The sequence below is a fragment of the Rhodoplanes elegans genome (genome assembly GCF_016653355.1).
Classification (GTDB): Bacteria; Pseudomonadota; Alphaproteobacteria; order Rhizobiales; family Xanthobacteraceae; genus Rhodoplanes; species Rhodoplanes elegans.
The window spans coordinates 1-9717 of record NZ_NHSK01000245.1 but is presented as its reverse complement, the minus strand read 5'-3'; the positions used below and the strand labels follow the sequence as shown (position 1 = coordinate 9717).

General features: G+C 69.5%; 8 protein-coding genes. 3 read left to right on the top strand and 5 right to left on the bottom strand.

From position 1 onward, the window contains the following. Nucleotides 1-312 precede the first annotated feature (312 nt). Nucleotides 313-2121 carry a caspase family protein gene (locus CCR97_RS27000; RefSeq protein WP_170146001.1) on the bottom strand — a complete coding sequence of 603 codons (1809 nt, stop codon included), beginning with the start codon at nucleotides 2119-2121 and terminating at the stop codon, nucleotides 313-315. Nucleotides 2122-2876: 755 nt separating this feature from the next. Here CCR97_RS27000 and acs point away from each other — a divergent pair. Then, nucleotides 2877-4832, top strand: coding sequence for an acetate--CoA ligase (gene acs, locus CCR97_RS26995; protein ID WP_111359474.1), 1956 nt, complete (start codon nucleotides 2877-2879; stop codon nucleotides 4830-4832). 433 nt (nucleotides 4833-5265) lie between these two features. Then, on the top strand, nucleotides 5266-5787 hold the full coding sequence (locus CCR97_RS26990) for a L,D-transpeptidase (protein ID WP_111359473.1): 522 nt from the start codon (nucleotides 5266-5268) through the stop codon (nucleotides 5785-5787). A 199-nt stretch (nucleotides 5788-5986) separates the two neighbouring features. On the opposite strand, the gene CCR97_RS26985 is transcribed toward CCR97_RS26990, so the two are convergent. The 4 genes from CCR97_RS26985 to CCR97_RS26970 all read right to left on the bottom strand — a co-directional run bounded on the left by CCR97_RS26985 (nucleotide 5987) and on the right by CCR97_RS26970 (nucleotide 8634). Next, nucleotides 5987-6670, bottom strand: coding sequence for an outer membrane protein (locus CCR97_RS26985; RefSeq protein WP_111360397.1), 684 nt, complete (start codon nucleotides 6668-6670; stop codon nucleotides 5987-5989). Between the two features lie 15 nt (nucleotides 6671-6685). Further along, nucleotides 6686-7426: an OmpW/AlkL family protein gene (locus CCR97_RS26980; RefSeq protein ID WP_111360396.1), complete on the bottom strand. Its 741-nt coding sequence runs from the start codon at nucleotides 7424-7426 to the stop codon at nucleotides 6686-6688. Nucleotides 7427-7759: 333 nt separating this feature from the next. Continuing rightward, nucleotides 7760-8242, bottom strand: a complete 483-nt coding sequence (locus tag CCR97_RS26975; RefSeq protein ID WP_245429268.1) for a thermonuclease family protein — start codon at nucleotides 8240-8242, stop codon at nucleotides 7760-7762. 125 nt (nucleotides 8243-8367) lie between these two features. After that, a complete protein-coding gene (locus CCR97_RS26970) occupies nucleotides 8368-8634 on the bottom strand; it encodes a DUF1674 domain-containing protein (protein ID WP_201160045.1) in 267 nt (88 codons plus the stop codon). Nucleotides 8635-8817: 183 nt separating this feature from the next. Between CCR97_RS26970 and htpX the strand changes: the two genes are divergently transcribed. Then, a partial coding sequence (htpX, locus tag CCR97_RS26965; RefSeq protein ID WP_201160044.1) for a zinc metalloprotease HtpX occupies nucleotides 8818-9717 on the top strand: 900 nt, incomplete at its 3' end.

Below are 9717 nucleotides of genomic sequence, written 5' to 3'. Positions count from 1 at the left end.
GGTTCGATGGAACGACGGGCGGGGCACCATGCTCACCCACGGCCTGACCTGGCCCAGGGGCTCCCGGGCTCCCGCCCGTCACCGCGGCCCGCAGACTACGCGAGTCGCGACAATCAGAGTTACAAGGGGGTGCCGACGCCAGTTGGTGAGCGCGGCACCCCCTCACCCGGAGTTCGCGCCGTGGCGCGAACTCCGACCTCTCCCCGCCGGGGAGAGGTGAACCGAGAATGCCGCGACGCTGAGTCCGCATCTTTCACGGCGAAACGGCCGGGCTCGCGCCCGGCCGTCGTGCTGTGCGTCACCTGGTGCGGGTCAGCGCATCCGGCCGAAGCCGCCGCCGCCGAAGCGCATGCCGCCGCCGCCCATCTTCATGCCGCCGCCGAAGCCGCCGCCCATCGGGCGCGCCATCATGGGCCGCTGGACCATCATCGGCTTCGTCATCACGGGTCGGGTCATGATCGGCTTCGTCATGATCGGCTTGGCGACAATCGGCTTGGTGACGACAGGCTTGGCGATCACCGGCTTCGTCACGATCGGGCGGACGATCGGCTTGCCGACGATCGGGCCCGGCTTGTCGATCACGGGCTTGTCGATCACGGGGCGGCCGACGATCGGCTTGTCGCCGCCGGGCTTTCCGGTGGTCGGCTTGTCGCCGCCCGGCGTGCCGAGCACGGGCGGCTTGCCGTCGCCGGGCTTGCCGTCATGGGGCTTGCCATCCTGGGGCCTGCCGCCGAGCGGCGGGATCGGGCGGTGGCCGAAATGCGGACGGCCGATGAAGGGGCGATCGCCGAACGGGCGGTCGAGGATCGCCGGCGCCGAGACCACCGGGGCGATCGCCGGGAGGACGACCGGGCCGGGGTCGGCGAGCGCATGGCGGGTCGGACCCGCGAGGTCGGTGCGGCGCCGGATCGTCTGGGTGCCGCAGCTGCGCTCGCGCGCCTCGGCGCCGGCCGTGCGGCCGGTGCGCTCGATCAGCCGCTGCGCCGTCTTGGCGTAGTCGCTGCCCGGGAACTCGGCCAGGAAGGCCCGGTAGCCGGCCGCCGTGTTGAGGGTGGCGGCCTCGTGCCAGGCGGTCAGCTCCTGGCGGCGGTCGAGCAGGCTTCGAACACGCGGCGCCATCGTCTCGGCCGGGTACAGGTCGAGATAGGCCTGGTAGGCCTCGAGCTGATCCTCGCGAATGACGATCTCGTAGGCCTCGCGGGCCGACTTCTGCTGCAGGGTCTCGCGCCAGCCGTCGGCCGAGCGGGTCACCGGACCGCCGCCGAGCGACGCGACCTGCGTCCCGCCCGCCGCGCCGGTCGCGGCCGCCGGGCCGCCGGCCGGCCCGGAGGCGGCGCTGGCGACGCCGGTGGTCTCGGCCGTGCCCTTGAAGAAGGCGAAGTCGCCGGTGAGCGACGAGCTCTCCCACGGCGTCTGGCGGCCGTCGGTCTCCTGGTGGACGGCGTAGCGCACCCGCTTGAACGCCTGCTCGATCGGCAGGCCGGGCTCCTTGGCGACCTTCAGGAAGGCCGCCGTGTAGGGGCTGTTCCGGCCCTCGCCGTCCTCGGCCTCGGAGCCCGGGGCGGTCGCGTAGGACACGATGGTGCCGTTCGGCGCGTCGACGATGGCGAGGCCGCGGCCGCCGCTGCGGCCGGCCGCCGCGAACGGGTTGTTGCGGCAGGCGTCGAGCATCACGATGCGGGTCTTCACCGGCGCGGCAGCGAGCGCGTTCATCAGGTCGGCGAGCCGCACCGTCTCGAACGGCACGTCGGACTCCTGCCGGATCTGGGCGTCGACCGGGACCAGGTAGTTGTCGCCGTCGACCTGCAGGCCGTGGCCCGCGTAATAGACCAGCGCCACCGTGTCGGAGCCCTTGCTGCGCACCGTGCGGGCGAAGTCGCCGATCGCCCGGCGCATCTCGGCCTGGCCGAGATCGCGCGCCGTGATCACCTCGAAGTCGGCGGCGCGCAGGAGCTCGGCCATCGCCTTGGAGTCGTTCGCCGGATTGTCCAGCGCCGGCACCGCCGTGTAGGAGCCGTTGCCGATCACCAGCGCGACGCGGCTCTCGGCGAGCGCGCTGCCGAGCGCCGTGCAGGACAGGAGCGCGACGGCGCCCGCGAACAGAAACGACCGACAGGACATGACCGCACCTCGTTGCATGGCTCTCTCCCCGACTGGGCGCGCCGCGGCGGATGCCGGCGGCGACCCGGTGCTGCTCCGGCGGTTGGGTCCGTCCGGATGCCCACGGTTCGTGTGACCGGCACGATGGCGGGTGCGGCGGTGCGTTCGATGTGAGGGCGCTCACACAGGAGCGGCTGTCTCACGAGGGCGTGAGAGCGACGTGATCAGGCCGAGCGGCGACGCGCGGCCTGCTGCGCTGCAGCACGAAATTATCAGTAGATGCCAGTTCGGCTCGTCGGCACCTGCTGGCGGGCGTCCTTCTCAGGGGCCGTCATTCCGGGGCGCGCTGTCGGCGCGAACCCGGAATCCAGAGGCAAACTCCGCATCCTGGGCTGGATTTCGGGTTCGGCGCTGTGCGCCGCCCCGGAATGACCAAATAATGCAAAGCACTTGCCGACGCGGACCAAACGAGCGGTTGCCAGGCCCAATCGTTTGCGAGACGCTTCGCGGCGACGCCTGTCGACGGGACGCAGATCCCGGCTGCGTCGTCTTGTCCCGCCCCGGACCTGGATCGTCCGCGGGAGCCGCCCTCACGGCCGTCCACGGCCGTGTTTCGCGGCATCGCGGGAGCGCGGCGGCCGGCGTGTCGACCAAAGTGTGAGGACGGGCCGTCTTGTGGCGGCGCCCCCACACGTCCTATTGATTGATAAACGAGGAAACGGACGGCGCGGCCGGGGCGATCCCGACATCAATTGCCGCCGCGGAGGGAGCAGCAGATGACGACGGTCAAGGTGTACGACGTTCCGGGCGAGTGGGCGAACCGGGCCTTCCTCAACGACGACACGTATCAGGCGATGTATCATCGCTCGGTGACGGATCCGAACGGCTTCTGGGGCGAGCAGGCGCGCCGCATCGACTGGTTCAAGCCCTTCACCAAGGTCAAGAACACCTCCTACGATCCGCACAACGTTTCGATCAAATGGTTCGAGGACGGCACCACCAACGTCGCCCACAACTGCATCGACCGGCATCTGGCGACGCGCGGTGACCAGGTCGCGATCATCTGGGAAGGTGACGACCCGAAGGACGATCGCAAGATCACCTACAAGGAGCTGCACGCCGAGGTCTCGCGCTTCGCCAACGTGCTGAAGGCGCGCGGCGTCAAGAAGGGCGACCGCGTCACCATCTATCTGCCGATGATCCCCGAGGCGGCCGTCGCGATGCTGGCCTGCGCCCGCATCGGCGCCGTCCACTCGGTCGTGTTCGGCGGCTTCTCGCCCGACTCACTCGCCGGCCGCATCGAGGACGCCAAGTCGTCGGTCGTGATCACGGCCGACGAAGGTCTGCGCGGCGGCCGCAAGGTGCCGCTGAAGGCCAATGCCGACGCGGCCGCGACCCGCGCCGGCGGCGTCGACACCATCGTGGTGGTCCGCCGCACCAACGCCGCCGTGCCCATGCAGGCCGGCCGCGACGTCTATTACGACGAGATCGCCAAGACGGTCTCGGCCGACTGTCCGTGCGAGGAGATGGGCGCCGAGGATCCGCTGTTCATCCTCTACACGTCGGGCTCGACCGGCCGTCCGAAGGGCGTGCTGCACACCACCGGCGGCTATCTGGTCTACACCTCGATCACCCACCAGTACGTCTTCGACTATCACGACGGCGACATCTACTGGTGTACGGCCGACGTCGGCTGGGTGACGGGCCACAGCTACATCGTCTACGGCCCGCTCGCCAACGGCGCCACCACCCTGATGTTCGAGGGCGTGCCGAACTATCCGTCGAACTCCCGCTTCTGGGAGGTGATCGACAAGCACAAGGTCAACATCTTCTACACGGCGCCGACCGCGATCCGCGCCCTGATGCAGGCCGGCGACGCGCCGGTGAAGAAGACCTCGCGCGAGAGCCTGCGGCTGCTCGGCTCGGTCGGCGAGCCGATCAATCCGGAGGCGTGGGAGTGGTATCACCGCGTCGTCGGCGACGACCGCTGCCCGATCGTCGACACCTGGTGGCAGACCGAGACCGGCGGCATCCTGATCACGCCGCTGCCCGGCGCCACCAAGCTGAAGCCCGGCTCGGCGACCCGGCCGTTCTTCGGCGTCGTGCCGCAGATCGTCGATCCGGCCGGCAACCCGATCGAGGGGCCGTGCGAGGGCAGCCTGTGCATCGCCGACTCCTGGCCCGGCCAGATGCGCACCGTCTACGGCGACCACGAGCGTTTCGTGCAGACCTACTTCTCGACCTATGTGGGCCGCTACTTCACGGGCGACGGCTGCCGCCGCGACGAGGACGGCTATTACTGGATCACGGGCCGGGTCGACGACGTGATCAACGTCGCCGGCCACCGGCTCGGCACCGCCGAGGTGGAGTCGGCGCTGGTCGCGCATCCGAAGGTCTCGGAGGCCGCCGTGGTCGGCTATCCGCACGACATCAAGGGCCAGGGCATCTACGCCTACGTCACCCTGATGAGCGGTCAGCAGCCGAGTGAAGAGCTGCGCGCAGAACTGGTCGCCTGGGTGCGCAAGGAGATCGGCCCGATCGCCTCGCCCGACGTGATCCAGTTCGCGCCCGGCCTGCCGAAGACCCGTTCCGGCAAGATCATGCGCCGCATCCTGCGCAAGATCGCCGAGAACGAGTTCGGCAATCTCGGCGACACCTCGACGCTCGCCGACCCGACCGTGGTCGACGACCTCGTCAACAACCGCCAGGCCTCCCAGCGCGGCGCCGCCTGACGCGTCGGACGCTGTCATTCCGGGTTCGCTGCTTTCGCAGCGCCCCGGAATGACTAGAGAACGCCTGCTGGTCCGTGCTCGAACGACCTGACGCCCTCGCCGGCCCGCCGGCGGGGGCGTTGTCGTTCCGGGCCGGTTTACCGGTCCGGCGGGATCACGACTCGCGCGAATCTCGAGCCGTTGCACCCGGTTTGGTCCTTTCCGCAAGCATTGTCGTAGCCCCGCCGGGTAAATCCGCCACAACAAGTGTGACGATTCTGCTGCACCTGCCGTTTACTTCGATCACGAACGCTTTGAAGGGCTTGCCGGGAACTCACCGAATATCAAATGCTGGCGTCGTTTCATCCGTGGACGACGGGCCACGGTGAGGGCGCCGTCGACGAACGGGGCGCGGTCGCCACCGGCGTCGAGCACGAGCAGGGCAGGGGGACACATGGCAAGGATCGGAGCAGGGTTGACCGCCGTCGCGGTCGCGGTCGGCATCGCCGCGGTCGCGGCGCCGCAGGGGGCCTCGGCGCGCGAGCAGGTCGTCTTCAGGGACTCGGGCTACCAGGCCGGCACCATCGTGGTGAAGACCCGCGAGCGCCGGCTCTACCTGGTGCTCGGGGACGGCACCGCGCTGCGCTACCCGGTCGGCGTCGGCAAGGCCGGCAAGCAGTGGAGCGGCGTCTCCAGCATCACCGGCAAGTATGTGAGGCCCGATTGGGCGCCGCCGGCCGAGGTCAAGCGCGACAAGCCCGGCCTGCCGAACGTGATCAAGGGCGGCACGCCGCAGAATCCGATGGGCGCCGCGGCGCTGACGCTGTCGGGCGGCGAGTACGCCATCCACGGCACCAACGTGCCGCGCTCGATCGGCGGCTACGTCTCCTACGGCTGCATCCGCATGTTCAACGAGGACGTCACCGATCTCTACAGCCGCGTCAGCGTCGGCACCACCGTGGTGGTGACGCGCTGAGATCGCGTCGCTCTCGATCGGGACGATCGGACCTGTCGGGCGCCGCAAGGCGCCCGACTTGCGTTCGCGCCGCCCGGCGACGCCGGCTCCCCGACGTCGGATGACGCATCGTGCAAGACGACGCGCAGGAAAAAGGCCCCGGCGAGCCGGGGCCTCCGAAGTCGGGGACGTCGCTGGTGAAGGGTCGCGAGGGGGTTGCTCACCAGAACTTGTAGTTGACCCCGAGCTTCAAGACGTGCAGGCGAAGCTCCTCGCCGTAGGTGACGGCGGGCTGCGCCGCGTAGGAATAGTTCTGCGTGCCGAAGTCGTTGTAGTTGTACTCGATGCGCGCCGTCAGGACCGGTGCGATCATGTATTCGAGGCCGGCGCCGATGCCCCAGCCGAAGCGCGTCTCGGAAATCGTCTGGGCGGCGAACCCGGTCAGCGTCTGGGTGTGATCGACGTCGGCCCACACGGCCTGCGCCCGGACGAAGATCAGCGACTTGTCGACCACGAGGCCGACGCGGCCGCCGGCGCCGCCGAGCGCGTTGACCGTGGTTTGCCGCAGGTAGCCGGCGCCGTTGGCGTAGTTGCCGTCGAGATTGGTCCAGTCGTAGCTGGCCTCGAGGCCGATCACGAACGGACCGGTCTGGTAGTCGCAATAGAGCTGTCCGCCCGCCACCGCGCCGGACAGCGAGTACGACCCGGCGAGCGCCGGGGTCGGGTTCGACCACCAGGTGTCACCCCAGCCGCCGCCGACATTGAAGCCGATGCCGCAGCCGGTCCACGGAGCCTGGACGGGGACGACGGGAGGCGGGGCCTTGATCGGCAGGTCGGCCGCGACCGCGGCACCGGCGCACAGGACCGACAGGGCGGCGCAGGTCGAGAGAAGAATCGTCTTCATGACATCCCCCTGTGATCAGAAGCGATAGGTCACGCCGCCGCCGATCAGCAGCGGGTCGAGATTGGCCTTGCCGGTGACGGCCAGCGCGTTGTTCAGCGTCGCGGTGACGTCGGAGCTCAGCCACAGATACTTGACGTCGAAGTTGATGCCGACGTTCTTGTTGAGCATGTAGTCGAAGCCGATCTGGACGGCCGGCGCCCAGCTGTTCTTCAGGCTCAGCGAGGTGACGGCGACCGGCACGCCGAGCGGCACCAGCGTGGTGGTGTTGGCGCCGGACGTGTTGAAGAACACCGTGTAGTTGACGCCGGCGCCGATGTAGGGCTGGAAGGCGCCGAAATTGGTGAAGTGATATTGCAGTGTCAGGGTCGGCGGCAGCAGCCAGGTCTCGCCGATGTCGAGCCCGGCGAGCCGGCCCTCGCCCCGAACCTTGTGCGGCGTGACGCCGAGAATCAGCTCCGCCGCGATGTTCGGCGTGAAGTAGTAGCTGATGTCGATCTCCGGGATCACCGTGTTGCTCACCGAGCCGGTGTCCGGCAGGTTGCCGGCGGCTCCGAGGGCCGCGACGTTGAGGTCGACGCTGTCCTTCGGCAGCACGGCGAGGGCGCGCGCACGCACCTGCCAGCCGCCCGTCCAGGGCTGATCGACCACCACGGGCGCCTTGTAGGCGGCGGGCAGGTCGGCCGCCGAGGCTGCGGTCACGGACAGCGCCGCCACGGCGGCGGTCGCCAAGAGTAAGTCAGTCGTCGTTCGGCGCATGGGTTCTCCCCCCTCATGCAAATTGCAGATGGTGACAACGAAGCGGCAGCGGTTTTCGAGGTCGTCCGGGGGTGCTCTGGTAGCTATTCAGAGTTTGCTAACAATGAAAAGCGAAGGGTCGGGCACCAACGCCCGATTGCGTGCTGTTCATGTTTCTTTGTTGTGGTGCGGCAACAAACGACAAGAATACTGGACAAGTATCGACTGAAAGTTGTCAGGCTGCAGTTGTCACTAGCCTCGGCCACACGGTGCGGACGGACGCGAGAGCGAGAGGGAAGCCGCTGACAAACCAATAAAAATTCGTGATGCTTCATCACGCGAGGTATGGCCGCGTCACCCCCGGCCGCACCAGCCGGCGCGGTGGCCACCGCCATAGGGGCGGGCGACGCCGGCGGCGATCAGGGCGGCGGCGACATTGGCGGTCTTGCGGGTGGCGACGTCGGCGAGCACGCGGCCGTACTTGTCCTCGCCGGGCGCCGAGAGGACGACCTCGCCCTCGGCGAGCAGCCGGCGCAGCGCCGCCTTCGCCTCCTGGGCCTTGGCGATCTCGGCCTCGCACTGGCCGTGCAGCTCCGGCGTGTCGACGCCGCGCAGCCGGATGCGGCCGGCGACGACCCGGTCCGGCCCGGCATGCAGCCGGCCGTCGAAGGTGTCACCGTCGACCACATAGGTGACGTCGACCGGGATCCTGGGCGGTGCGCCGCGCAGGTCGGCATGCGGCGGTGGGGCCCGATCGCGGCCGGGCGTGTCCCCGTCCCACCACGACTTCAGGGCGGCGAGCCCGATCACGGCGAGCGCCACCAGCACGCTGACCACCAGCGAGTCGGCGCGCGAGCGCGGTCGTGGGGAATATCTTCCGTAACCCCTGATCATAGTCACAGGGTAGCGATTCGCGGGGAGGCCGGCAATGCGGAGCGGCGCGTCCGCCGCGCTTCGGCCGCTCAGAAATCGCTGGCGATGCCTTTGACTTCCCAGTCGCCGTAGCGGTCGGGCTCGAGCCCGCCGCGGCCGCGAACCTCCTTCGGCCGGCCGGCGGTACGCTGGTCGATCTCGGCGCGCCGCGCCGCCGCCTCGGCGAGCGCCCGCTGGGCCGCCGGGGTCAGGAGTTTCGGCGCTGTCTCGGCCGCGCCGGCGGCGCTCGGGCCTTGCTCGGTCGGGCCGGCGGCGCTCGGGATCGTGTCGGGGCTCGGGGCGTGCTCGTCGGTCATGCGTCCAGAAACGCCGGCCGGCCGCCGCCGTCAACCCTGCAGCGGTGCGGTGACGGACGCTGAAAAGCGCGACGCTCGGCCGCGGCGCCCCGCCTGCACGGTATGCTTGTCGGGGTTGCGGCCCCCTCCCATATCGACGGTCGACACGGCCGCCCGGACGGGCGGCCCGCGAAGAGGACCACGATGAACTATCTCAAGACCGCGATCCTGCTGGCGGGGCTGACCGCCCTGTTCATGGGCGTCGGTTATCTGATCGGCGGCCAGACCGGCGCGACCATCGCGTTCCTGGTGGCGGCGGGTATGAACCTGTTCAGCTACTGGAATGCCGACCGGATGGTGCTGTCGATGACGGGCGCCCACGAGGTCGACGCCCGCACGGCCCCCGAATACTACGCGATGGTGCAGGAGCTGGCCGGCCGCGCCGGCCTGCCGATGCCGCGCGTCTACATCATCGACGACCCGCAGCCCAACGCCTTCGCCACCGGCCGCAACCCGCAGAACGCCGCCGTCGCGGCGACCACGGGCCTTCTCAACATGCTGTCGCGCGAAGAAATCGCCGGCGTGATGGCGCACGAGCTGGCGCACGTGAAGAACCACGACACGCTGATCATGACGATCACGGCGACGATCGCGGGCGCGATCTCGATGCTGGCGCAGTTCGGCATGTTCTTCGGCGGCGGCAACCGCGAGAACAACGGCGGCGGGCTCGGCATCATCGGCACGCTGGCGATGGTGATCCTCGCGCCGATCGCCGCCATGCTGGTGCAGATGGCGATCAGCCGGACGCGCGAATACGCGGCCGACCGGATGGGCGCCCAGATCTGCGGACGCCCGGCCTGGCTCGCCTCGGCGCTCGCCAAGATCGACAATGCCGCCCACCAGATCCCGAACGAGGCGGCGGAGCGCAATCCGGCCGTCGCCCACATGTTCATCATCAACCCGCTGTCGGGCGCCCGGATGGACAACCTGTTCACCACCCACCCGGCGACCGAGAACCGCATCGCGGCCCTGCAGCGCCTCGCCGCCGAGATGGGCGGCGGCGAGGCGCTGCAGGGCCGCGATGCGGTTCTCGGTCGCCGGGTG